Origin of the sequence: Variovorax sp. Root434 (assembly GCF_001426595.1) — a bacterium.
Taxonomy (GTDB): Bacteria; Pseudomonadota; Gammaproteobacteria; order Burkholderiales; family Burkholderiaceae_C; genus Variovorax.
On sequence record NZ_LMEK01000022.1, the window covers coordinates 22129 to 44768 of the forward strand.

A 22640-nucleotide genomic window follows, 5' to 3' on the forward strand; every position below is an offset into this window, starting at 1 on the left:
ACCTGAGCGCAAAAAGAAAAAAGGGGGTAAGTGCCTACCCCACCTGCAAACCCGCATGGATACTGGGTTGCTGGCGGAGAGTGTGAGATTCGAACTCACGGACGATTTCTCGTCGGCAGTTTTCAAGACTGCTGGTTTAAACCACTCACCCAACTCTCCGGAACCATCGATTTTATGCCGACGGCGTTGCCCTACGCTTCATCGGGCAGGAACATCGCCTGCAGATCGCTCAGAAAGTCCAGCCCGCGCTCGGTCGGCCACACGCGGAACAGGTCGCGTGCCACGAGCCCCTTGCGCTCGGCTTCTTCCAATCCACGCTGGATCGAGGTCATCGCCAGCCCCGTGCGTTCGCTGAACTGTGGCAGCGTGAAGCCCTGCTTCAGCCGCAGCGCATTGAGCATGAATTCGAACGGCAGATCGGCCAGCGCCACCTCGTCGCTCTGCGACACCGCGGCGCCCGCGCGTGCGTTCTCCATGTACAGGCGCGGTTCGCGAAAGCGCACCTGGCGCACGATGCGGTGCGCAAAGCTCAGCTTGCTGTGCGCGCCGGCGCCAATGCCGAGGTAGTCGCCGAACTGCCAATAGTTAAGGTTGTGCGCGCACTGATGCCCCTCACGCGCATAGGCCGACACCTCGTAGCGCGACATGCCGGCCGCGCTCGTGCGTTCGGTGATGCGATCGAGCATGGCGTAGGCGATGTCGTCCTCGGGCAGCGTGGGCGGGAACTTGGCGAACCAGGTGTTGGGCTCGATGGTCAGGTGGTACACCGACAGGTGTGGCGGCGCGAGCGCCAGCGCCTGCGACAGATCAGCGTCCAGGCCTTCGAGCGTCTGGCCCGGCAGCGCGTACATCAGGTCGAGGTTGAAGGTATCGAAGGTGCTCGCAGCCTCTTCGAGCGCGGCGATGGCCTGGGCGCGGTCGTGCACGCGCCCCAGCGCCTTCAGGTGCTCGTCGTTGAAGCTCTGCACGCCCACCGACAGGCGCGTGACGCCGGCCGAGCGGTAGGCACGGAAGCGGTTGCGCTCGAATGTGCCGGGGTTGGCTTCGAGCGTGATCTCGCAATCGGGCGTGAGCTTCAGGCGCGCACGCACATCGCCGAGCAGGCGGTCGATGGCTTGCGGCGAAAACAGGCTCGGCGTGCCGCCGCCGATGAAGATGGTGTGGACGGTGCGGCCCCAGATGAGCGGCAGTGCGGCATCGAGGTCGGCCACCAATGAATCGATATACGCCTGCTCGGGAATGCCGTCGATCTCCGCTTCGCTCGCGGCGCGCCATTCGTGCGAGTTGAAGTCGCAGTACGGGCACTTGCGCAGGCACCACGGCAGGTGGATGTAGAGCGACAGCGGCGGCAGCGCGCTGAGCTGCAGCGGACCGGGCCGCATCCAGTGCAGCACGTCGTTGGCCTGCGGCGCTCCCGTGGACTGCGCCGGCTGGATCGGGAAGATGGTGGCCATTACAGCCAGCGCTCGCGCATCAACGCCAACATGGCCTGCGCCGCGCGGCCGCGGTGGCTGTTGGCGTTCTTGACCTCGGGCGGCAGTTGGGCAAAGGTCTTGCCGAAGGCCGGCAGGTACATCACGGGGTCGAAGCCGAAGCCGTTGTCGCCAACGGGCGCAGGCGCAATCTCGCCGACGACGCGGCCGATGGCGATGAGCGGCTCGGGGTCGTCGTGGCTGCGCAGCGCGACCAGCGTGCTCACGAGCGCGGCGCGGCGGTTGGCCACGCCGTCGAGCTGCTCGAGCAGCGCCTTCACATTGTTGGCGTCGCCCTTGGCGTAGCCGAACTGCGTGGCGTAGAAGGCGGTATCGACGCCCGGCAGGCCTCCAAAGGCATCGACGCAAAGGCCCGCGTCGTCGGCGATGGCGGGCAGGCCAGTGGCGGCGCTGGCGTGGCGGGCCTTGGCCAGCGCGTTCTCCACGAAGGTGCGGAAAGGTTCTTCAGCCTCACCCACGCCCAGCGCCGATTGCGGCACCAGGGTAACGGCCAGCTCTGCAAACAGTTGCTGGAGTTCGGCGAGCTTGCCTGCGTTGTTGGAAGCCAGAACCAGTTTCATGAGTCAGTTCGAGAGCAGTGCCTGCTTCTGCAAGGTCACGAGTTCGCCGATGCCCTTCTCGGCAAGGCCGAGCAGGATGTTCATTTCTTCGCGCGTGAAGGCCACGCCTTCGGCCGTGCCCTGCACTTCGACGAAGTGGCCGGCGCCGGTCATGACGACGTTCATATCGGTGTCGCAGGCCGAGTCTTCGGTGTATTCCAGGTCGAGCAGCGGCGTGCCGCCGACGATGCCCACCGAGATGGCGGCCACGTGCCCCTTGATGGGCGATGCCTTGATGGCGCCGCTGGCCAGCAGCTTGCTGACCGCGTCCTGCGCCGCCACGAAGGCGCCGGTGATGGCGGCGGTGCGGGTGCCGCCGTCGGCCTGCAGCACGTCGCAGTCGAGGTGGATGGTGCGCTCGCCGAGCACGGCAAGGTCGAACACGGCGCGCATCGAACGGCCGATGAGGCGCTGGATTTCCTGTGTGCGGCCGGTCTGCTTGCCCTTGGCCGCCTCGCGGCTGCTGCGGGTGTGCGTGGCGCGCGGCAGCATGCCGTATTCGGCGGTGACCCAGCCTTCGCCGCTGCCCTTCTTGTGCGGCGGCACCTTCTCTTCGACGGAGGCCGTGCACAGCACGCGGGTCTGGCCGAACTCGATCAGCACCGAGCCTTCGGCATGGATGGTGAAGCCACGGGTGATGCGCACCGGTCGCAATTGATCGGCGGCACGGCCGCCGCTTCGCGTGAAAGCAGTCATTTGTTCGGGAATTGGAAAGAAAAAAGAAAAGCCGCGCGCGCTCAGGTCTTGCGTGCGGCGGAGCGGCGAATGGCCTCGTTGATCTCGGCGATGGAGCGCTCGATGGCGTCTTCGTCGAGGTCGTCGATCTCGTTGTCCGACGCCGGCATGCCAGCCTGGATGGTCGAGGCGAACACGCCGTCTTCGATGGTCTCGGTGGACACGCCGCTGCGGTCGTCCGCGCTGTCGGGCATTTCCCATTCGAGCGCGATGAGCGTGACGTTGTCGCTGTGGGCGCCGCCCTTGCGCAGGGCCATCTCGGCGAGGTCGGGAGCCGCATCGGACACGGGCTTGCCGGAGGAGAGCGTGTGCACGATCAGCTCGTCGTCGAGCACGCCCCACACACCGTCGGAGCACAGCATGATGCGGTCGCCGCGCTGCAGCTGCAGCGGCGCCGCGATGTCGAACAGCGGCGTGGTCGGCGAGCCGAGGCAGGTCAGCAGCAGGTTGCGGTTGACCGGCATGTCGGAGCCGTGCGGCTTGGGGCGTTCGGCGTGCGAGTGGTCGCGCGTGCGCACCAGCAGGCGGCCGTCGCGCACGACGTAGAGGCGCGAATCGCCGCAGTGCATCCATGTAGCGGTGGTGCCCTGCAACACGGCCGCGACGACGGTGGTGCGCGGCGTGTCGAGCATCGCCTTGTGGCTCGCGTAGCGCATGATCTGCTGGTGCGCGGCCATGGCCGATTCGGCCAGGAAGGCCTTCACGTCCTTCACGGTCGGGCGCGCCTCGCGCTGGTAGAGCGCGGCGATGGTCTGCAGCGCCAGCTGCGCCGCAACCTCGCCTTCCGGATGGCCGCCCATGCCGTCGGCCAGCACGAACAGCCCCGATTCCCGCGTGTAGCAATAGCCCATGCGGTCTTCGTTCTTGAGACGCCCGCCCTTGCGGCTGACCTGGAAGACGGAGAATTTCATGATGTCATGCGGGGCGCGTGGTGGGCGCAGCAGCCTTGGGCAGGCTCTTCTTGTCGAAAGAGCGGATGTTGTCGATCGACAGGCGCACTTTTTCGCCCACCGTGAGCTTGGTATAGCGGCGCTCGCCTTCGCGGCTGAGCTCCTTCTGCAGCGCGAAGACCGACTGCGGGCGCGACAGCGGGTCGAGCGACATGCACCACTCGACCACTTCGATCAGGTTGTCGGAGTACACGCCGCGCAGGCGCGACAGCGACAGGCTGAGCCGGTCTTTTTCGATTCGGCGCGGCGCGTCGTTGGGCGGGTAGCCCTGCATACAGGCGTAGATGCAGGCGCCGATGGCGTAGATGTCGGTCCAGGGGCCCATCGACGAGTCGCGCCGGTACATCTCGGGAGCCGCGAAGCCGGGGGTGTACATGGGGCGGATGAAGATGCCTTCCTTGCTGAGCACTTCGCGCGCGGCGCCGAAGTCGATCAGCACGGCGCGGTCGTCGTCGGTGACGAAGATGTTGGCCGGCTTGATGTCCAGATGCAGCATCTTGTACTGGTGGACGATGCGCAAGCCGCGCAGAATTTCGTCGAACAGCGAACGGATGGTCGACTCGCGGAACACCTTCTGCTTTTTCAGGTCTCGCGCGGTGACCACGAAATCCTGCAGGGTCGCGCCCTCCAGGTAGTTCATGACCATGTAGACGGTCTCGTTCTCGCGGAAGAAGTTGAGCACACTGACCACCGAGGCGTGCGAGATCTGCGCGAGCGAGCGGCCCTCCTCGAAGAAGCTCTTGAGCCCCAGCCGGTAGAGCGACAATTTCTCGGGCGGCACTTGCGGCGCGAGCTCGCCGGGACCTCGGGTGGCGAGCGACGACGGCAGGTATTCCTTGATGGCCACCTGCTGTCCGCTGGGGTCGATGGCGAGATAGACGACACCGAAACCACCTGCGGAAAGCCGGCGTACAACGCGGTAACCACCAATGACCGTATCGGGCAACAGGGGCGTAGGCTTGACCTTTGACATAATCCGGGAGTTTCGCCCGAAGGCGATGGTGCGGCAAGCGAACGCCGTGCCGACGCCTCGGTGCATGCAAGCAAAACCACAGTGAGGCGCAATGCCAGTTTACAGCATGACCGGCTACGCCAGCGGCCAGAACGGGTCCGCAGGCAGCCACTCCGAAGCCGATGCACGGCCTTCCGCCGGGGGCCGGCTCGGGGTCGAAATCCGCTCGGTCAACAGCCGCTTCCTCGATCTCACCTTCAAGTTGCCCGAGGAGCTGCGCCAGCATGAGACCGCGCTGCGCGAGCTGCTCACGGGCAAGCTCAAGCGCGGCAAGGTCGAGGTGCGCGCCGCCATCGAGAACACGGCCCAGGCCGGCGTGGTCGAGCCCTCCGTCAAGCTGCTCCAACGGCTCAACGGGGTGCAGGACAGCATCAAGGCCTGGCTGCCCGCCGCGCGCGACCTGAGCGTGGCCGACGTGCTGCGCCTGGCCGGCGGCGACAGCGCCGCCCGCGGCGACTGGGGGCCCGACCTGATCGATGTCACAGGCAAGGCGCTCGAAGGCCTGATGTCGGCCCGCCAGCGCGAAGGCGCCCGGCTGGCCAAGATGCTCGAAGCCCACCTGGGCCAGCTGCGCACCCTGGTACAGCAGGCCGGCCCGCTGGTGCCGCAGCTGGTCGAACAGCAGCGCACCCGCTTCCTGGAACGCTGGCAGGAGGCCATGGGCCTGACCGCCGGCACGGGCGGCACGCTGCCCGAGGCCGCCCAGGACCGCGCGCTGACCGAGGCCACCGCCTTTGCGATCCGCATCGACGTGGCCGAGGAGCTCACGCGGCTGAATTCGCACCTCGACGAGATCGAGCGGCTGCTCAAGAAGGGCGGCGAGATCGGCAAGCGCCTCGACTTCCTGATCCAGGAGCTGCACCGCGAGGCCAACACCCTGGGCTCGAAGTCGGCGGCGCTGGAGCTCACGCGCATCGGCGTGGACATGAAGGTCCTGATCGAGCAGATGCGCGAGCAGGTACAGAACATCGAATGACGACGAGCGACAGAATGGACTACCCCGGCAACATCTTCGTGGTGGCGGCGCCCAGCGGCGCCGGCAAATCGAGCCTGGTCAAGGCGCTCATGGAACTCGACTCGGCCGTGCAGCCTTCGGTGTCGCACACGACCCGGTCGCCGCGCGGGCAGGAAAAGCATGGCCGCGAGTACTTTTTTGCGTCTCCGACGGAGTTCGACGCAATGATTGCGGCCGACGGCTTCGTGGAATGGGCCCACGTGCACGGCCACCGCTACGGCACCTCCAAGAAGGCCATCGAGGAACGGATCGCCCAGGGCGCGGACGTCATCCTCGAAATCGACTTCCAGGGCGCCCTGCAGATCCGCAAGACCTTTGCCAACGCGGTGATGATCTTCATCCTGCCCCCCAGCTGGGAAGAACTGCGCTCCCGGCTCGAACGGCGCGGCGAAGACAGCGCCTCGGTCATCGAATTGCGGCTTAAAAACGCCGCCGAAGAGATGGCCCGGGCGGGGGAATTCGACTTCGTTATAATCAACGAGTTATTTGAGCGCGCACTTTTCGATCTCAAGGCGATCGTCCACGCTCAGCGGCTCCGGTATTCCGCACAGCGCCGTGCCCGTGCCGACACATTCGCCGCACTGAACATCCCCTGATATCCGAGTTCACCGCTCCCAGACCGAAAGATTCTCATCATGGCCCGCATCACCGTCGAAGATTGCCTCGTCAATATTCCGAACCGTTTCCAGCTCGTCCTGGCCGCCACCTACCGTGCGCGCATGCTGAGCCAGGGCCATGCCCCCAAGATCGAGAGCAAGAACAAGCCCGCCGTGACCGCCCTGCGCGAAATCGCCGAAGGCAAGATCGGCCTCGAAATGCTCAAGAAGGTGCCGGGCTGATCTGACGCAGCCCTGCAACGAAAAGGCACCGCGAAGCGGTGCTTTTTTTATGTCCGGACGCGTCCACAGAGCGGTCACGCTAAAGTGGTAGCCATGAGCGCGGTAGCCAAACATCAGTCCCATGCCCCCAAGGGCACGCCGAAGCCGAGCCCGGCGGCGCTGAACGCGGCCGCCGCGAGCTTCGCGGCATTGACCGCGCGCCTCGACTACCTGAGCCCCGAAGACACCGAACTGGTCCGGCGCGCCTACCGCTTCGCCGACGAGGCCCACCTGGGCCAGCTGCGCAACAGCGGCGAGCCCTACATCACGCACCCGATCGCCGTGGCGGCGCAATGCGCCGAATGGAAGCTCGATGCGCAGGCGCTGATGGCCGCCCTGCTCCACGACGCCATCGAAGACTGCGGCGTCACCAAGCCCGAACTCATCGAGCGCTTCGGCGCCCCGGTCGCCGAACTGGTCGACGGACTGACCAAGCTCGACAAGCTGCAGTTCAACACCCGCGAGGAAAACCAGGCCGAGTCGTTCCGCAAGATGCTGCTGGCGATGGCGCGCGACGTGCGCGTCATCCTGGTCAAGCTGGCGGACCGCACGCACAACATGCGCACGCTGGCCGATGCGCCGCGTGAAAAATGGGGCCGCATCTCACGCGAAACGCTCGAGATCTACGCCCCCATCGCGCACCGGCTCGGGCTGAACCAGACCTACCGCGAGCTGCAGGAGCTGTCGTTCCGGCATTTGAAACCGTGGCGTTACGCCACGCTGTCAAAGGCCGTCGCCAAGGCGCGCGGCCGTCGGCGCGACCTGATCCAGAAGGTGCAAAAAGAGGTCGAGACCGCGTTCTCGGCCGCCGGCATGACACTGCGGATCGCAGGCCGGGAGAAAACGCTCTATTCGATCTACCGCAAGATGGAAGAAAAACACCTGAGCTTCGCCCAGGTGACCGACATCTACGGCTTCCGCCTGATCGTGCCGAACGTGATCGCCTGCTACACCGGCCTGGGCATCCTGCACCAGATGTACAAGCCGCTGCCGGGCAAGTTCAAGGATCACATCGCGATCGCCAAGCTCAACGGCTACCAGTCGCTGCACACCACGCTGGTCGGCCCGGCCGGCGTGAGCGTGGAATTCCAGCTGCGCACCGAGGCGATGCACGTGGTGGCCGAATCGGGCGTGGCCGCGCACTGGCTGTACAAGGCCGCCGAGCCGAACGCGGCCAGCAATGACCGGCTGGGCACCAAGTGGCTGCAGTCGCTGCTCGATATCCAGGACGAGACGCGCGATGCGGCCGAGTTCTGGGACCACGTCAAGGTCGACCTGTTCCCCGACGCGGTGTACGTGTTCACGCCGAAGAGCCAGATCATGGCGCTGCCCCGCGGCGCCACGGTGGTCGACTTTGCCTATGCCATCCACAGCAACATCGGCGATCACACCTCGGCCGCGCGCATCAACGGCGACCAGGTGCCGCTGCGCACCGAGCTCAAGAACGGCGACGTGGTCGAGGTGATCACCGCGCCGGTGTCGACGCCCAATCCGGCCTGGCTCGGGTTCGTGCGAACCGGCCGGGCACGCTCCAAGATCCGCCACTACCTGAAGACGCTGGCGCACGCCGAGTCCGAAGGCCTGGGCGAAAAGCTGCTCGCGCAGGCACTGCGCGCAGAAGGCCTGAGCAAGCTGCCCGAGGAAGACGAAGAGCATCAGGCGCTGTGGGAAAAGCTGCTGCGCTTCACCGGCAACCGCACCCGCTCCGAGCTGCTGACCGACATCGGCCTGGGCAAGCGCATCGCCAGCATCGTCGCGAAGCGGCTGGTGGCGATGCTTTCCGAACTGGGCGAACGGCCCGATGCACTGCTGTTGAGCCGCGAGCGCTTCATCTCGCACGAAACCGTGTCGCAGGGCGCGGTCACGCTGGATGGCAGCGAGAACTCTTCGGTGCGGTTTGCGCTGTGCTGCCGGCCGATTCCGGGCGACCAGATCGTCGGTTACCTCGGCCATGGCGAAGGCCTGGTGGTGCACACGGAAGACTGCGGCGTTGGCCAGCGGCTGCGCCACAAGGACAGCGAACGCTTCTTCGCGGTCGAGTGGGCGGACGAACCCACGCGCGCCTTCGAGACCGGAGTGGTCATCACCGTGCGCAACGACAAGGGCGTGCTGGCGCGCGTCGCCGCCACGCTGGCCGACGCGGAAGCCGACATCACGCACGTGGAAATGGCCGACGAAACCCCGCAGGACTCGACCGACCTGCGCTTCGTGATCGCCGTGCGCGACCGCACGCACCTGGATGCGGTGCTGCGCGCGGCCCGGCGTACCGCGTCGGTGCTGACCGCCTCCAGGACGGTTCCAGCCCCCTGAGGACTGCTACGCCGCCGCTGGGCGCGGCGCCGGATAGCTCACGGACAGAATCTCGACTTCGTGCGCTCCGCCGGGCGTCACAAGCTTCACCACGTCGCCCTCGCGCGACTTGAGCAGTGCCCGCGCAATCGGCGAGATCCAGCTGACCTGCGACTTCGCGCTTTCCGCTTCGTCGATGCCGAGAATGGTGACGCTGCGCTCTTCACCCGTCTCGTCGACATAGCGAACAGTCGCGCCGAAGAAAACCTGGTCGCGGCCGTGGTGCACCGAGGGATCGGTGATCTCCGCGATTTCGAGGCGCTTGGTGAGAAAGCGGATGCGGCGATCGATTTCGCGCAGGCGCTTCTTGCCGTAGAGGTAGTCGCCATTCTCGGAGCGATCACCATTCTTCGCCGCCCAATGCACGGTTTCGACGATCTTGGGCCGCTCCTCATCCATCAGCTGCAGCAGTTCGTCGCGCAGGCGCGCATAGCCTTCGGGGGTGATGTAGTTCTTGCTGCCTGCAGGCAACGGAGGTGACGCGCCATCGGCGCCGTCGTCGTCTGCGTCGGAGTCGGTTTCCTTGGTGAATGCCTTGCTCATCGCAAAATCCTCCAAATGAAAAAAGCCCGCAACTTTCGTTGCGGGCTTTCCTTGTAGTGGTGCGGCTGGCAGGAATTGAACCCACGACCCCTTGGTTCGTAGCCAAGTACTCTATCCAACTGAGCTACAGCCGCACAGCTTGCAATTATAGCCCGCTTTTATCGACCTTTCGGGCTTCACGGGTCGATCCATCGCGAAGGCACAAAAGAAAAATGCCCGGAAGAAGAATCTTCCGGGCATTTTCAGTGATGGTGCGGCTGGCAGGAATTGAACCCACGACCCCTTGGTTCGTAGCCAAGTACTCTATCCAACTGAGCTACAGCCGCTAAGCCTTCCATTATAGCGTGTTCCTGCCGCCGTCCTTGAAAAATACCGAGATCCGCAGGCCGACTCCCGAATTCACCCAACCGCGGCCCTCAGCGCCTTGCTGCGCTGTGCGAAACGGGCAGCCCATTCTTCCGCCGGCATGAAGCTCGGATCGGCTCGGACCGCGCGTTCGGTCTGCGACCAGATCGCCTCGTCGCTGTCCTCGAGATCCAGCGGGTCTCCATGAGGCTGGCTCACATACCACGGCGTATCGAGATAGACCTCGACCGTGTTGTCTTCGGGGTCCATGCAGTAGATGGACAGCGCATTGCCGTGGTTCAGGCCCCGCATCTTTGTCGCGCCGAGCGACAGCGCGCGCCGGCGCGCCTCGCGCAGATGGTCGATGGCCTTGACCTTGAACGAGAGCTGCATCACGGTGCTGGGCGCGTCCGCTGCGCGGCCACCGGCCAGCACGAGCTGGTGGTGCTGGTCATCGCGCCCGCTCAGGAACACGAGCTCGTACCGGAACGTGCCGCCCACGCCGCGATCGGTTTCCTGCATGTCGAAAACGCCGGTGTAGAAGCGCTTCATCACCGCCAGGTCGCGGCAGAAGATGCCGCAGTGCGACAGGTTGGGAATGTAGGGAGCGTTCAAGATGGCCTCTGCCGGGTTCAGGTGTCAGGGAATCAGGACGAGCTTGCCGAGCGAGCCGCCATGGTCGAGCAGTTCGTGCGCGCGCCGCGCCTCGGCCAGCGGCATGCGGGTGGCGCGCGGGGCGCGCACCTTTCCCTCGGCCATCAGGGCGATGGCCTCTTCCATCAGGCCGCGGCGCTGCGCTATGTCGCTGTCGACGGTGTGGATGGAGAAGGTGCGGACCGCCAGGCTCCTGCCCAGCAGCTTGCGCAGTTCATCGAAGACATCGCCCTCCGGCGGACCCGCGAGGATGTTGTAGGAAACCGCCATGCCGAAAGGCGCGAGCGATCGCAGGCAGGCAATGAAGAGCGCGCCGCCGACGTGATCGAACGCCAGGTCCACGCCGCGTCCGTCGGTCAGCGCCCTCACGCGTTCGGGAAGCGTCGCGGGGTCGCCGTCGATGACCTCGCTCACGCCGTTCTCCAGCGCGAAGGCGCGCTTTTCCGCGGACGAGGCCGTGCCGATCACGCGCAGGCCCCGAGCGCGCGCAACCTGCGCCAGGGCAGTGGCAACGCCACCCGCGGCGCCCGGCACGAGAATGCTTCGTGCCGGCAGATTCCCGTTGCTCGCAAGCAGTGCAATGGCCAGCTGGAAATTGCCCAGGCTCACCGCATCCTCGAAGCCCAGCGACGCAGGCAGCACGAAGGGCGCCGATTCGCTCACGCAGATGCACTCGGCATAGCAGCCGCCGCGCTGCGACAGCTCCCGTGCGCTCACGAGCACGCGCTCGCCCACCGACGGCCGCGTGACGCCGGGACCGACCGCATCGACCGTCCCCGCCATCTCGTTGCCGGGAATGGCCGGCAGCGGTGGCATCCACTTGTAGGTGCCGTTGCGGATCAGCACGTCGGGCCCTCCGGCGCCGATCGCCGCGGCCCTGACGCGAACCTGGCCCGGGCCCGGCTCGGGCAATGGCAGGTGGACCAGACGAAGGACTTCGGGGCCGCCCGTTTCGGAAAGCTGCACGGCGCGCATGGAGTTCATCACCATGTTCAGCGCTGCCCGTCGTTCACCGAGACCCGCTCTTTGGTCAGGCCGCCGAGGCGCGAGTGAACGCGCCCGCCGTCGGCCATCACCAGCGCGAACAGGATCTCGTCGGGCCGCGGCGCATCCTGGATGCCCACCTCGACGGTGTTGAAATGGCTGCGCACATAGGCCGCGTGGATGTAGTGCAGCGGCACCATCAGTCGGTAGCCCGTCGCGGCAACCGCCTTCGCCGCGGGCACGATGGCCTTGGGCTCGCCCAGCACCTGCCGCATGGCCCAGCCGCCCGCCTCGTGCCAGACCGCCCCGTGTTCGAGTTCGCCGTTGACGCCGACGATGGCAGCCTTGCTGTAGGCCTCGACGTTGTCCTTTCCGAGCGTGGCCACGAGTTCTTCGGCCAGCGAAGTCCCGAGGCTTCGCAACTCCGCCATGAAAGGCATCAGGTCGGGCTCGTAGCGCCCGGCGTAGGGATTGCGGATCACCGCGCAGGCGGCGGCTATGCGCAGCGGTTTGTCGGGTGGGGGGCCGCCTTCGTGGAAGACGGTCTCGATGGTCAGGCTTCGCTTGCGCAGCGCGATCAGTGACATGGCGTGGTTCCTTCTTTCATTCGTTCTTCATTGCCTGGGGATCTTTGCATCGGCGACCACCTGGGTCCACTTCTCGAGCTCCCGTGCGACCAGTGCCTTCATTTCTTCGGGCGTACTCCCGCGCGCCTCGCCGCCCATGTCCTCGAGCCGCTGGCGCACCGCCGGCGCCTGCAACGCCCGCAGTATCTCGGTGTTGAGCCGCTCGACGACGGGGCGCGGCGTGCCTGCCGGCGCCAGGACGCCCGCCCACGAGCGCACGTCGTAGCCTGCCACGCCCTGCTCCGCCACCGTCGGGACCTTGGGCAGCCCCGGCCAGCGCTGCACCCCCGTCGTTGCCACCGCCCGCAACTTGCCGGCCTGGATGTTCGACAGCACCGCCGTCGGCGGCGCGATGATGAAAGGCACCTCGCCGCCAAGGAGCGCAGTGACGGATGCTGCGTCGCCCCTGTACGGCACATGCATCATCGACACGCCGGCCATCTTGGTGAGCAGTTCGCCCGCGAGATGATGCGTCGAGCCGATGCCCGCGGTGCCGTACGCCACCGTGCCCGGCGCCGCCTTGGCCGACGCGATGATCTCGGCCAGCCCCTGCACCTTCGAGCTGGCGTTGACGACGATCAGGAAGGGAAAGTACGTGACGGTGGAAACCCCCTCGAAATCGGCCACGGTCTTGTACGGAAGCGTGTTGTACAGAGCCCCCGCCACGGCGTGGCCGCCGGTGGCGAGCAGCAGCGTGTAGCCGTCGGGCCTGGCGCGCGCCACGTTGGCCGCCGCAATGGTGCCTCCCGCGCCCGCCTGTGCCTCCACCACGACCGGCTGGCCCATGGCCTTGCCCATCTCGACACCGATCGCCCTGGCGATGGCATCGGCATTGCCGCCCGGCGCAAAGCCTTGATAGAGCTTCACCGCGCGCTCCGGGTAGCCCTGGGCGAAAGCCCGAGAGGCAGGCCAAGCGGCAGCCGTCGCCGCACAGGCGGCGAGAAGGGTTCTTCGTTTCAATTTTGTCTCCTGGAGCGGCGCCCTTTGCGGACGTCTCGCACGATGCTGGGCGGTGGAGCAGTTCTCAGTCCTGGGCCACCACGTGGTTGCGCAGCAGGCCCACGGCTTCGATCTCGACTTCGACGACGTCGCCCGGCTTCATGAAGCGCGGCGGCTTCTTGCTCCAGCCCACGCCGGCCGGAGTGCCGGTGATGATCACGTCGCCGGGCACCAGCGTGAAGATGGTGGACGAATACGCGATCAGCCGCGGGATCGAAAAGATCATGTGGCCGGTGTGGCTCGACTGCACCACCTCGCCGTTGAGGCGCGTCTCCAGCTTGAGTTCGCGCCCTGGTGCAATCTCGTCGGCCGTGACCATCCACGGGCCGAAGCCGCCGGTCGATTCGAAGTTCTTGCCCGACGCGATCTGCTTGGCATGGAACTGCCACTCGCGCACGCTGCCGTCGTTGTAGCAGCTGTAGCCGGCCACGTGTTTCCAGGCGTCGGCCTCCTGGATGTCGCGGCCGCCCTCGCCGATGATCACGGCGAGTTCGCCCTCCCAGTCGAGCGACTCGGACACGCGGGGGCGGACGATCGGGCCCTCGTGCGGCGTTTGCGAGCGCCACACGCGAAGGAAGATCGGCGGCTGCTCGGAGAGCTCGCGCTGCATGCCGGCGGCCAGCACCTCCTGGTGGTGGTCCATGTAGTTGCGCACGGCGCAGACGATCTTCTCGGACTTCGGAATCACGGGCAGATAGCGCACGTCGGAGAGCTGCGCATCGGCGGCGAGCCCCGCAACCAGTGCGTCGCGGCGCGCGAAGTCCGCGCTGGCGATGAAGTCGGCCAGCGTGGCATGACCGGTTCGTGCCGCAAGGTCGACCACGCCGCCGTCGACGACGGCGCCCCAGGTTTCGCGGCCGGCGAGTGAGTAGGACATCAATTTCATGCGTTGCTCTTTCGGATGGGATGACGTTGCACACGGGGGTCGGCTTCGACCCGGCTCTATGCTCAGATTAATGCACGAAGATATTTTTGTGCATAAAACATGTTTAGTGCATAGTGGTTTTTACCGAGTGCGAGGCAGATGCGCACGGCGAACGCCCCTGCGGGGCAGCCGCAGGGGGCAAGGCGAACATGCATGGAGGAGGCCCGGCGCGCAGCGCCGGCCAGCGAACGCCGCGAGCGAGCGTGCGCATCTTCTTGCGCGTGCAGGCGGCTGCACGCGATGGCTTCAGCTCAGCCGGGGATCAGCTTCTGCCGGCGCGCTCGGTGGCCGCGCCAAGCACCGCCATGACGTTGCGTTCGGTGCTGAGGATGTGGTCTTCCAGCAGCGCGCAGGCCGTCTTGGCATCGCGGCGCAAGGTGGCATCCATGATCTTGCGGTGCTCGTTCGACTTGCGCCGCGCCGTCTTGCGAAAGCGCGCGGAATAGCGGCGGTAGCGCTCCGCCTGGTCGAAGAGGCTCGCACTCCAGGTGCGCATGCGCTCCGACGGGCAGGCCGCCAGCAGCGACGCGTGGAACGCCGAGTGGAGCTGCGTCCAGTCGTCGTCGAGCACGACGGGCCCGTCACCGAGGCGGCTCTCGATCTTCTCGAGGCGATGGAAGGCTCCGACCACCAGCGCCTCCCATGCATCGTCGCCGTTCGCAATGGACTCGCGAAGCGCCGGGACATCGAGCATGACGCGCATGCGGGTGATGTCCGCGAGATCCTCCGGCGAGATGTCCGCCACCCGGAAGCCACGGCGCTCGTCGGCGCGAATCAGCCCCTCCTGCGCCAGCCGGCTGAGCGCCTCCCTCAACGGACTGCTGGAAAAACCGTAGGCCGTCTGAAGCTCGTCGAGCTTGAGCTTCGCGCCTGCACCGTAGTTGCCCGAGAGCACATCCCGGCGCAGCCGGATGAAGGCCTGGTCGACGAGCGGAAGCGCCCGCTCGGCGGTCGATTCATTTTTGTACATGTTTTGGATTTTATGCATAAACTCGCCTCGCAAAAAACAGGAGTCGAAAGCATTGAAAGCCGATCAACACCCCACCACGCAACTTGTCGCCATCTCAGGCAGCATCCGCCGCGCATCGAATTGCACCGCCGTGCTCCGCAGCCTGCAGCCCCTGCTGCCGCCCGACGTGGCGCTGCAGATCGTCCCGCTGGACGACATTCCTCCCTACAACGCGGACCTCGACGGCGACGCGCCTCCCGAGGCAGTGGCGCGGCTCAAGAGCGCCATCGCCGGTGCCGACGGCCTCGTGCTGTGTTCCCCCGAATACAACTACGGCATGCCGGGCGTGCTGAAGAACGCCATCGACTGGGCGTCGAGGCCGGGCTTCGCCTCACCGCTCAGGGGCAAGCCGGCGCTCATCATGACGGCATCGCCCGGCACCGCGGGCGGCGTGCGCGCGCAGGCGCAGATCCGCGACGCGCTGGCCGCCACGCTCGCGCGCCCGCTGGTGCGCCAGCACGTAGCCATCGCGAACGTGGCCTCGCGCATCCAGGAAGGCCGACTCGTCGACGCGACAACGCTCGACTTCATCGGTGTCGCGCTCGGCGAACTGCTGGACGAGATTGCACTGCTGGCCGCTGCGCAGCTCAGCCCGCGCGCCTCGTCCCGATGAGGACGAACAGCATGGTGGCGGGCTTGTCGCCCAGGTTGCGCCACGCATGGCGGTTGCCGTGCTGCACGGCGACGTCGTGCCGGCGCAGCGCGACCTGCGCGCCGTCGTCCAGCTCCAGCGTGATCTCTCCGTCGAGCACCACGTCGTAGTCGATGCTGTCGGTGGTGTGCATGCCGGGATGGTCGGCCTCGAAGGTCTCGGCCAGCCCCGGCACCTTCTGCGCGAACTCCGCGCCGAATGCCGCGCCGTCGAAGTCCGCCCGCATCATCACGCTGTCTGGCGGGAAGGTGACGAACATGAGCAGCGTCTCTCCCTGCCCCGGCACGAACGTGGCCGAGCCGGTGCGGTCGTGCGGCGCGCCCCGGGCCACCAGCTCCGCGGCACCGGAGGCCCACAGCAGGGTCGCCGCAAAACCCGGCGCGCTCTCGAACTCGACGGCCCGCGGCGCGAGCGCGTCCTCGAACACCCGGGAGCGGCCATCGGCCGCAACCCCTGCCACCACGCGTCTGACTTTCATGGGCGTCCCTCTCAGGGGTTGATGACGAAGTTGCTGAAGCCGCCGTTGCGACTTGCGATGCCCGAGATGGCTTCGTTCACGCGGTCCAATGGGTGGCAGACGTGTTCGAAGATGGAAAGATCGAGCGTGCCCGCCTCGGCCATGTCGGCGATATCCTGCCCCTCGCCGGCGGTGAACCACGCGGAGCCCTCGATGCTCTGCTGCTCGTCCATCATCGTGTGCAGGTCCATGCCGACCATGCCGGCGATGGCCCCGATGTTGTAGGCACGTCCGCCCCGCTTGAGCGCACGCACGCCTTGCTGCAGCGTCTCGTGGGACGCGCCCGGGCCGAGTGCGTCGAAGAAGGCATCCACGCCGAGCCCCTCGGTGCGCGATTTGACCCAGCGATCGACGGGCTCGCCCTGGGCGTTGGAAAAGACCTCGATGCGATCGGGCGCCAACGCCTTCACGCGCGCGAGCAATTCGGCATTGCGGCCCGTGCCCAGGATGCGCGTGGCGCCCATGGCCAGCCCGAACAACGCGCCGCCGATGCCCAGCGTGCCGCTGATGCCGTTGACCAGCATGCTCTTGCCCGGGCCGATGCCGGCCTTGCGCATGGCCGAGTACATGGTGCCCAGGTAGCCGAAGCGCGCGGCCTGGTTGAAGCTGACGTTGTCCGGCAGCTTCACCAGCGCGTACTGCGGCGCGATCATGTATTCGGCCAGGCCGCCGTTGGGATAGTTCTTGTAGAGCTTGAGCGAATTCTCGGAGAAGCCGAAGTAGCCGCTGAAGGCATAGTGCGTGCAGTTGATCAGGTCGCCGTTGCGGCAGGCCCGGCAGCCGCCGCAGTAGAGGCTGGGGTTGACGTATACGCGGTCGCCCGGCTTCCACGCATGCACGTGCGAGCCCACCGCCGTCACCTCGCCCGCCGGATCGAGCCCGAAGACGGCCGGCAGCGGCGGCAGCGGTAGCTCGGGGAACCAGGTGGTCCAGTTGGCCAGGATGTTGCCCAGGTTGGGCACGATGCCGCAGGCCCTGACCCGCACCTGCACGTCGTTGGCCGCCGGCTGCGGAATGGGCAACTGTTCGATTTCCATCGGGGCGCCCACATGGTGCAGGCGCGCGGCTTTCATCATCGACATCTTGTCTCCTTTTAAAAATGCACAAGTTCAATTTTGTGCATTTTCTTCCGAACAGATCAGATCGCATCGGGATGAACCCTGAATGCATACCTTCATGTTTTATGCACAATTTATATATTCTGCAAAATAATAGCCATGTCCTCATTCACCAACGACATCCTTGACGTCGCCATCGTCGGCTTCGGCCCCGTGGGCGCCTCGCTCGCTGCCTTGCTTGGGCAAAGGGGACGGCGCGTGGCCGTCTTCGACAAGTCCGACCAGGTCTATCCGCTGCCCCGCGCGTTCGCGCTCGACCACGAGGCGATGCGCACTTTCCAGCAGATCGGCATTGCGGGCGCGCTGGCCGCGCACATGACGCCGTACCGGCCCACGCTCTACCAGGGGTGCGACGGCGAGCCGATCCAGCATTTCGACATGGGCCCCTCGCCCTATCCGCTCGGCTGGGCGCCCTCCTACACCTTCAACCAGCCGGCGCTCGAAGCCGCCCTGCGCCAGGCCGTCGCGGCGCTGCCCAGCGTGCAGGTGCACCTGGGCCATGAGGTGACGGACGTGCAGGAAGATGACCGCAGCTGCGCCGTGCTTGCCGTGCGCGCGCCGCAGGGCGAAGTCACGCAGGTGCACGCGCGCCATGTCGTGGCATGCGACGGCGGAGCCAGTCCCACGCGCAAGCGGCTGGGCCTGCCCCTGAAGAGCCTCGACTTCGACGAGCCGTGGATCGTCGTGGACATGCACGTGAAGGAGTCCAAGCTGGCGCAGCTGCCTGCCACCAACATCCAGTACTGCGATCCGTCGCGGCCTTGCACGTACGTGGTCGGCCCCGGCACGCACCGGCGCTGGGAGTTCCTGCTGATGCCCGACGAAGCCGAGCAGCGCGAGATGCCGCACGACGCGATATGGAAGTTGCTGGCACCGTGGCTTGCGCCGGACGAGGCGCGCATCTGGCGCGCCGCCGCCTATCGGTTCCACGCCGTGGTGCTGGAGCAATGGCGCAAGGGCCCGGTCCTGCTCGCCGGAGACAGCGCGCACCAGATGCCGCCCTTCCTGGCGCAGGGCATGTGCCAGGGGCTTCGCGATGCGGTCAACCTCGCTTGGAAGCTCGACGAGGTGCTGGAGGGCCGCATGCCGGACAGCCTGCTGGACAGCTACGGCATCGAACGCGGCCCGCAGGTCGAGGAGGTCACCGCCACCGTCAAGCGCCTGGGAAAGATCATCTGCGAGCGAGATCCCGTGCGCGCCGCGCAGCGCGATCACGAGCTGCGCGCGCAGCAGGGCCATCAGGTGAAGGTGCAGCTGCGCCAGAGTCTGCTGCCGAGAATCAGCCGCGGCCTGCTCGACACCGGCGAAACACCAGAGGGCATGCCGTTCCCCCAGCCCATCGTGCGCCTTCTTGGCGCCAACGCCGCAGACGCGCAGATGATGGATGACCTCGCACGCCCCGGCTTCCTGCTGGTGCTGCGCGACGCACCCGCCGCCGCCCACCTGCAGCCATGGTCCGGCATGCTGGCAGCGCTGCGCGCGCAGGTGATCTGCATCGGCAATGAGACGGGTGGCGGCGCCATCCCGCCCGACGTGCTCGCGCTCTCGGAAGCGGACGGCCTGCTCGCGCGCTGGTTCGAACAGCACGGGTGCCGCGCTGCGCTGGTGCGGCCCGACCACATCGTCTACGGCGTGGCGGCGGACGCCGCCGATGCCCAGGCCTTGCTGCAGCGTGCCTGCGCCCGGCTGGGTGTGGCGTTCGATTGATTCCTCACTCTTGCCTTCCGAGGCCCTTGCATGACCCCACAGACCCCTCCTTCCGACGCCGAGGCGCAGCTGCTCGCCCTGGAGGCGCAGCGCTGCGACGCGATGAAGCGCGCCGACTTCGTGCGGCTGCGCGAGATCCTGCACCCCGGCCTGACGCATGTGCACGCCAAGGGCCAGCTCGACGACTACGACAGCTACTTCCGCTCGGGCGGCACGCACGTGGACTACCGGCAGATCGATCGTTCCGACCTGAAAGTCCGTGTGCTTGGCACCTCGGCACTGATGACCGGGCGCCAGCTGCTCGTGGCCGTTCGCAAGGACGGCAGCGGCACGGTGCGCATCGACTCGCGCGTGATGCAGGTCTGGACGTTCGAAGAAGGCAAGTGGCGACAGCTGGCCTTCCAGACGACGCCCCTGGAGATGAGCATCACGTGAGAGCTGTGGCCGCCTGCTCCAGCGGCACCCCGAACCTGTAACGAGCCGTTCCTGGCGCGACCTATTTCACGATTGTTGAACCTGATCCGGGCCAACAGTCATGGAAGCGGTTGTGCCTGTCGGCCTTTGTCCCCGTTCGCAAGTTGTTTCTCCAGATCGCGCCTGGCAATGCATCAGCCAGGGCCGTCGATCCAATGAAACAACTGAAAGGGACCATCATGAAACTCGGGCTGATCTCACTCGCACTCGCAGCTGCACTCGCCGCAGGCTGCGCAACCGAACAAGGGACTCACACGGCCGTTGGCACCGGTACTGGCGCCGTCGTCGGCGCTGGTGTCGGCAATCTCATCGGGCATGACAAGAAGAGCACGGCGATCGGTGCGGCGGTTGGCGCGGCGGTCGGTGCCGGGGTGGGCTACAACTGGACCAACATCCGCAACAAGCTCAGTGGCCAGACGGCCGGCACCGGCACGCAGATCACCGATCAGCCGGACGGCTCGCTGATGGTCAACATTCCCAGCAATGTCACGTTCGACACCGACAGCGCGACCATCAAGCCTTCGTTCCGAAGCGTGCTCGACGGCGTGGCCCAGACCATCTCGCAGGAGCCCAGGATCAACGCGCGCGTGGTCGGCCATACCGACAGCACCGGCAATCCGGACCACAACATGGCCCTGTCGCAGCGACGCGCGCAAAGCGTGGAAGCCTACCTGGCCGACCGAGGCGTGGCAAAGGCCCGCCTGACTGCCGAAGGACGAGGCCAGACACAGCCGGTGGCAAGCAATGCCTCGGAAGAAGGCCGCACGCAGAATCGCCGTGTCGAGATCTATTTGAAGCCTGCTGGGCAGTAGGCGGCGCAGGGCGCGCGGGGCGGCAGCGACTGCTTGACCCATCGCGAGGCGGAGACGACCGGGGCCCGCTCAGGACGCAGATGAATGCCGCACGAGGCGGGCAGGCAAGTCATTGAAACGACTTCTTGCATCTATAGATTGCGCGGGCCGCGTCGGTCGGCTCGACCTGCCTGCGCCTTTCATTTCCTCCCATCCCTTCGCCATGCCGTCCTTTTCGTCTTTCAGCCGCCCCTTCGCCATCACCCTCGTCGCAGCACTCTGCCTTTCGGCATGCGGTGGCGGCAGTGACGGCGGTGTCTCGTTCCCCATCGCCGCCACGCCGCCGGCCACTGCGAACCCACCTGCCGTCTCCGTCGCCGTGGCCGGTCCGCCGAAGGACCTGGGCTTTACCGACACGGCGCCCGTGCCCGATACGGTCGCGATACCGCCCTTCGTCGACAACGTCGCGACCAACCAGCGTGGCGACGCGCGCTATGCGACCAAGGAAACCAATGCCGGCGTGCGCGTGGTGGCCGGCTTCCTCGACTTCTGGCAGCCCAGCACGCTGCTGGTCGACGCGGGCGTCACGGCCGCAGCGCAGGGCAGCTTTCCGGCCGTCGTCGCTTCCACATGGAGCGGCATTCCGGGCGATGCCACCGACGGCAAGGCCCTCAACACCAGCGTGTTGAACAGCAACGTCCAGTACGTCGTCGACGCCACCAACGCGCGCACCAGCGCGCAGGAGCTGGCCGCCTACCTCGACGACCGCCGCGGCAAGGGCTACAGCATCGGCGACGGCATGGGCCCGCTCACCAGCGCCTGGCGCGCCGCCGCCCAGCAGACCACCACCATCACCGGCATCGCCGCCGACGCGACCACCGTGCTCTACAACGACGGCGGCAACGACGTCGGCGTGGGCGGTGCCGCCAACCCCGGCTTCGGCACGGTGGTGGACCTGCTCAACAACATCGGCGAGAACGGCTCCACCGAACCCGCCAAGCGCTTCTACAAATACGCGCGCCCATGGCGCTGGAGCAGCAGCGTGAAGGTGGTGCCTGCGCTGGAGCCCGCCAAGAGCCCCACGCCCGCCACCGACGGCGGTTTCGTGAGCGGCCACTCGGCCGAGGCCGTGCGCAAGGCCATCGCGTTCGCCTACGTGGTGCCGCAGCGCTTCCAGGAGATGGTGGCGCGCGGCCTCGAGCTCGGCGAGAACCGGATCCTGGCGGGCATGCATTCGCCGCTGGACGTGATCGGCGGGCGCGTGCAGGGCCAGGCCGTGGCGGCCGCGAGCCTGGCCACCGGCGCCAATGCCGCTCGCAAGAGCGCCGCCTATGCGCAGGCGCAGACCGTGCTGACGGCCGCAGTGGGTGCGAGCGATGCCGCTGCCTTCAATGCCTTTGCCCATTCGCAGGGCACCGCGACCGACCGCTTTGCCGACCATGCCGCGAGCAAGGCCGACTACCTGCGCCGCCTGACCTTCGGCTTCAAGCAGGTGGCCGACACCAGCAGGCCGGCCGTGGTGCCCAAGGGTGCCGAGGTGCTGCTCGAAACGCGCCTGCCGTACCTCGACGCCACGCAGCGCCGCGTGGTGCTCAAGACCACGGCCGTGCCCTCGGGCTACCCGGTGATGGACGACCCCGAAGGCTGGGGCCGGCTGAACCTGTTCGACGCGGCCGACGGCTACGGCGTCTTCAACGGCGACGTGGTCGTGACCATGGACGCCAGCCTCGGCGGCTTCAATGCGCTGGACAGCTGGCGCAACAACATCTCCGGCGCCGGCAAGCTCACCAAGAAGGGCAGCGGCACGCTCGCGCTCGGCGGCAACAACAGCTATGCAGGCGGCACGCAACTGGTGCAGGGCACGCTGCAGGCGGACGCCGCCGCGGCCTTCGGCCAGGGCAATGTCTACGTCGGCGGCGGCACGCTGGTCTGCAATGCGCCTTCGACGGTCACCATGGCGGGCGCCTACACGCAGCTGGCCGGCTCGACGCTTCAGCTGAATCTCGGTGGCAATGGTGCCGGCCGCCTGAGCGTGGCCGGCGTGGCCGCCCTGGACGGGACGCTGAACCTGAGCTTCAAGGCCGGTTTTGCACCCAGTGCGGGCGACACGCTCACGATCATCAGCAGCGGTGCCCTGACCGGCCGGTTCTCGGCCATCAACGCGCCGGGCTTCAAAGTCACGCCGACCTACACGGGTACGCAGCTCGTCGTTCGTTTCGACGCATGACCGAGGTCCGCCCGTGCTGCGGGCGCTGTCGTTCGGCC

At 66.8% G+C, this 22640-nt stretch carries 23 protein-coding genes and 3 tRNA genes; 9 read left to right on the forward strand and 17 right to left on the reverse strand.

The genetic code is table 11. The features are described from left to right. Positions 1 to 71: 71 nt before the first annotated feature. The 6 genes from ASD05_RS17585 to ASD05_RS17610 form a co-directional block, all read right to left on the reverse strand. A tRNA-Ser gene (locus tag ASD05_RS17585) sits at positions 72 to 159 on the reverse strand. A gap of 32 nt (positions 160 to 191) precedes the next feature. Beyond that, positions 192 to 1454, reverse strand: coding sequence for a radical SAM family heme chaperone HemW (gene hemW, locus ASD05_RS17590; protein WP_056595067.1), 1263 nt, complete (start codon positions 1452 to 1454; stop codon positions 192 to 194). After that, complete coding sequence (locus ASD05_RS17595) at positions 1454 to 2053, reverse strand: non-canonical purine NTP pyrophosphatase (protein WP_056595070.1); 600 nt, start codon at positions 2051 to 2053, stop codon at positions 1454 to 1456. The genes hemW and ASD05_RS17595 overlap by 1 nt, the downstream gene beginning before the upstream one ends. A gap of 3 nt (positions 2054 to 2056) precedes the next feature. Further along, positions 2057 to 2788, reverse strand: a complete 732-nt coding sequence (rph, locus tag ASD05_RS17600) for a ribonuclease PH (RefSeq protein WP_056513431.1) — start codon at positions 2786 to 2788, stop codon at positions 2057 to 2059. Between the two features lie 41 nt (positions 2789 to 2829). Next, a complete protein-coding gene (locus tag ASD05_RS17605; RefSeq protein ID WP_056595071.1) occupies positions 2830 to 3738 on the reverse strand; it encodes a PP2C family protein-serine/threonine phosphatase in 909 nt (302 codons plus the stop codon). A gap of 4 nt (positions 3739 to 3742) precedes the next feature. Then, a complete protein-coding gene (locus tag ASD05_RS17610) occupies positions 3743 to 4750 on the reverse strand; it encodes a serine/threonine protein kinase (RefSeq protein ID WP_042673779.1) in 1008 nt (335 codons plus the stop codon). A 91-nt stretch (positions 4751 to 4841) separates the two neighbouring features. On the opposite strand from ASD05_RS17610, the gene ASD05_RS17615 reads away from it, so the two are divergent. The 4 genes from ASD05_RS17615 to ASD05_RS17630 all read left to right on the forward strand — a co-directional run bounded on the left by ASD05_RS17615 (position 4842) and on the right by ASD05_RS17630 (position 8992). Then, positions 4842 to 5765 (forward strand): YicC/YloC family endoribonuclease, encoded by a 924-nt coding sequence (locus ASD05_RS17615; RefSeq protein WP_056595072.1) that lies wholly within the window; start codon positions 4842 to 4844, stop codon positions 5763 to 5765. Between the two features lie 14 nt (positions 5766 to 5779). Further along, complete coding sequence (gmk, locus tag ASD05_RS17620; RefSeq protein ID WP_007835873.1) at positions 5780 to 6400, forward strand: guanylate kinase; 621 nt, start codon at positions 5780 to 5782, stop codon at positions 6398 to 6400. Positions 6401 to 6439: 39 nt separating this feature from the next. Beyond that, positions 6440 to 6643 (forward strand): DNA-directed RNA polymerase subunit omega, encoded by a 204-nt coding sequence (gene rpoZ / locus ASD05_RS17625; RefSeq protein ID WP_007835875.1) that lies wholly within the window; start codon positions 6440 to 6442, stop codon positions 6641 to 6643. Between the two features lie 93 nt (positions 6644 to 6736). Next, a complete protein-coding gene (locus tag ASD05_RS17630) occupies positions 6737 to 8992 on the forward strand; it encodes a RelA/SpoT family protein (protein ID WP_056595073.1) in 2256 nt (751 codons plus the stop codon). Between the two features lie 6 nt (positions 8993 to 8998). Here the strand turns inward: ASD05_RS17630 and greB are convergent, their stop codons facing one another. The 9 genes from greB to ASD05_RS17675 form a co-directional block, all read right to left on the reverse strand. After that, a complete protein-coding gene (gene greB / locus ASD05_RS17635; RefSeq protein ID WP_056595075.1) occupies positions 8999 to 9574 on the reverse strand; it encodes a transcription elongation factor GreB in 576 nt (191 codons plus the stop codon). Between the two features lie 57 nt (positions 9575 to 9631). Then, positions 9632 to 9708: transfer RNA gene (locus ASD05_RS17640), tRNA-Arg, on the reverse strand. 115 nt (positions 9709 to 9823) lie between these two features. Further along, positions 9824 to 9900, reverse strand: a tRNA-Arg gene (locus tag ASD05_RS17645). 73 nt (positions 9901 to 9973) lie between these two features. Then, entirely contained in the window at positions 9974 to 10534 is a 561-nt protein-coding gene (locus ASD05_RS17650; RefSeq protein ID WP_056595077.1) for a VOC family protein, read from the reverse strand. A gap of 24 nt (positions 10535 to 10558) precedes the next feature. Then, positions 10559 to 11557 carry a zinc-dependent alcohol dehydrogenase family protein gene (locus ASD05_RS17655; RefSeq protein ID WP_414930053.1) on the reverse strand — a complete coding sequence of 333 codons (999 nt, stop codon included), beginning with the start codon at positions 11555 to 11557 and terminating at the stop codon, positions 10559 to 10561. Positions 11558 to 11565: 8 nt separating this feature from the next. Further along, the gene (locus tag ASD05_RS17660; protein WP_056595080.1) at positions 11566 to 12144 is read right to left on the reverse strand and encodes an amino acid synthesis family protein; all 579 of its coding nucleotides are present in this window, start codon (positions 12142 to 12144) and stop codon (positions 11566 to 11568) included. Positions 12145 to 12171: 27 nt separating this feature from the next. Beyond that, a complete protein-coding gene (locus ASD05_RS17665; protein ID WP_056595081.1) occupies positions 12172 to 13143 on the reverse strand; it encodes a tripartite tricarboxylate transporter substrate binding protein in 972 nt (323 codons plus the stop codon). 64 nt (positions 13144 to 13207) lie between these two features. Then, a complete protein-coding gene (locus tag ASD05_RS17670; protein ID WP_056595083.1) occupies positions 13208 to 14068 on the reverse strand; it encodes a fumarylacetoacetate hydrolase family protein in 861 nt (286 codons plus the stop codon). Between the two features lie 301 nt (positions 14069 to 14369). Beyond that, on the reverse strand, positions 14370 to 15095 hold the full coding sequence (locus ASD05_RS17675) for a GntR family transcriptional regulator (RefSeq protein ID WP_056595085.1): 726 nt from the start codon (positions 15093 to 15095) through the stop codon (positions 14370 to 14372). Positions 15096 to 15129: 34 nt separating this feature from the next. Here ASD05_RS17675 and ASD05_RS17680 point away from each other — a divergent pair, with 34 nt between their 5' ends. Next, the gene (locus ASD05_RS17680) at positions 15130 to 15729 is read left to right on the forward strand and encodes an NADPH-dependent FMN reductase (protein WP_235508023.1); all 600 of its coding nucleotides are present in this window, start codon (positions 15130 to 15132) and stop codon (positions 15727 to 15729) included. Here ASD05_RS17680 and ASD05_RS17685 read toward each other — a convergent pair. Together ASD05_RS17685 and ASD05_RS17690 are read right to left on the reverse strand one after the other, a co-directional pair. After that, positions 15704 to 16246, reverse strand: a complete 543-nt coding sequence (locus ASD05_RS17685) for a cupin domain-containing protein (RefSeq protein ID WP_056595087.1) — start codon at positions 16244 to 16246, stop codon at positions 15704 to 15706. The two genes, ASD05_RS17680 and ASD05_RS17685, sit on opposite strands and share 26 nt — an antisense overlap. 11 nt (positions 16247 to 16257) lie before the next feature. Continuing rightward, positions 16258 to 17367, reverse strand: a complete 1110-nt coding sequence (locus ASD05_RS17690; protein ID WP_056595088.1) for an alcohol dehydrogenase catalytic domain-containing protein — start codon at positions 17365 to 17367, stop codon at positions 16258 to 16260. Between the two features lie 135 nt (positions 17368 to 17502). Here ASD05_RS17690 and ASD05_RS17695 point away from each other — a divergent pair, with 135 nt between their 5' ends. The 4 genes from ASD05_RS17695 to ASD05_RS17710 all read left to right on the forward strand — a co-directional run bounded on the left by ASD05_RS17695 (position 17503) and on the right by ASD05_RS17710 (position 22602). Then, entirely contained in the window at positions 17503 to 19110 is a 1608-nt protein-coding gene (locus ASD05_RS17695; RefSeq protein ID WP_056595090.1) for a bifunctional 3-(3-hydroxy-phenyl)propionate/3-hydroxycinnamic acid hydroxylase, read from the forward strand. 30 nt (positions 19111 to 19140) lie between these two features. After that, positions 19141 to 19545, forward strand: coding sequence for a nuclear transport factor 2 family protein (locus ASD05_RS17700; protein ID WP_056595093.1), 405 nt, complete (start codon positions 19141 to 19143; stop codon positions 19543 to 19545). 218 nt (positions 19546 to 19763) lie between these two features. Then, positions 19764 to 20396: an OmpA family protein gene (locus ASD05_RS17705; RefSeq protein ID WP_056595842.1), complete on the forward strand. Its 633-nt coding sequence runs from the start codon at positions 19764 to 19766 to the stop codon at positions 20394 to 20396. A gap of 202 nt (positions 20397 to 20598) precedes the next feature. Next, complete coding sequence (locus ASD05_RS17710) at positions 20599 to 22602, forward strand: phosphatase PAP2 family protein (RefSeq protein ID WP_056595094.1); 2004 nt, start codon at positions 20599 to 20601, stop codon at positions 22600 to 22602. The last annotated feature ends 38 nt before the right edge of the window (positions 22603 to 22640 follow it).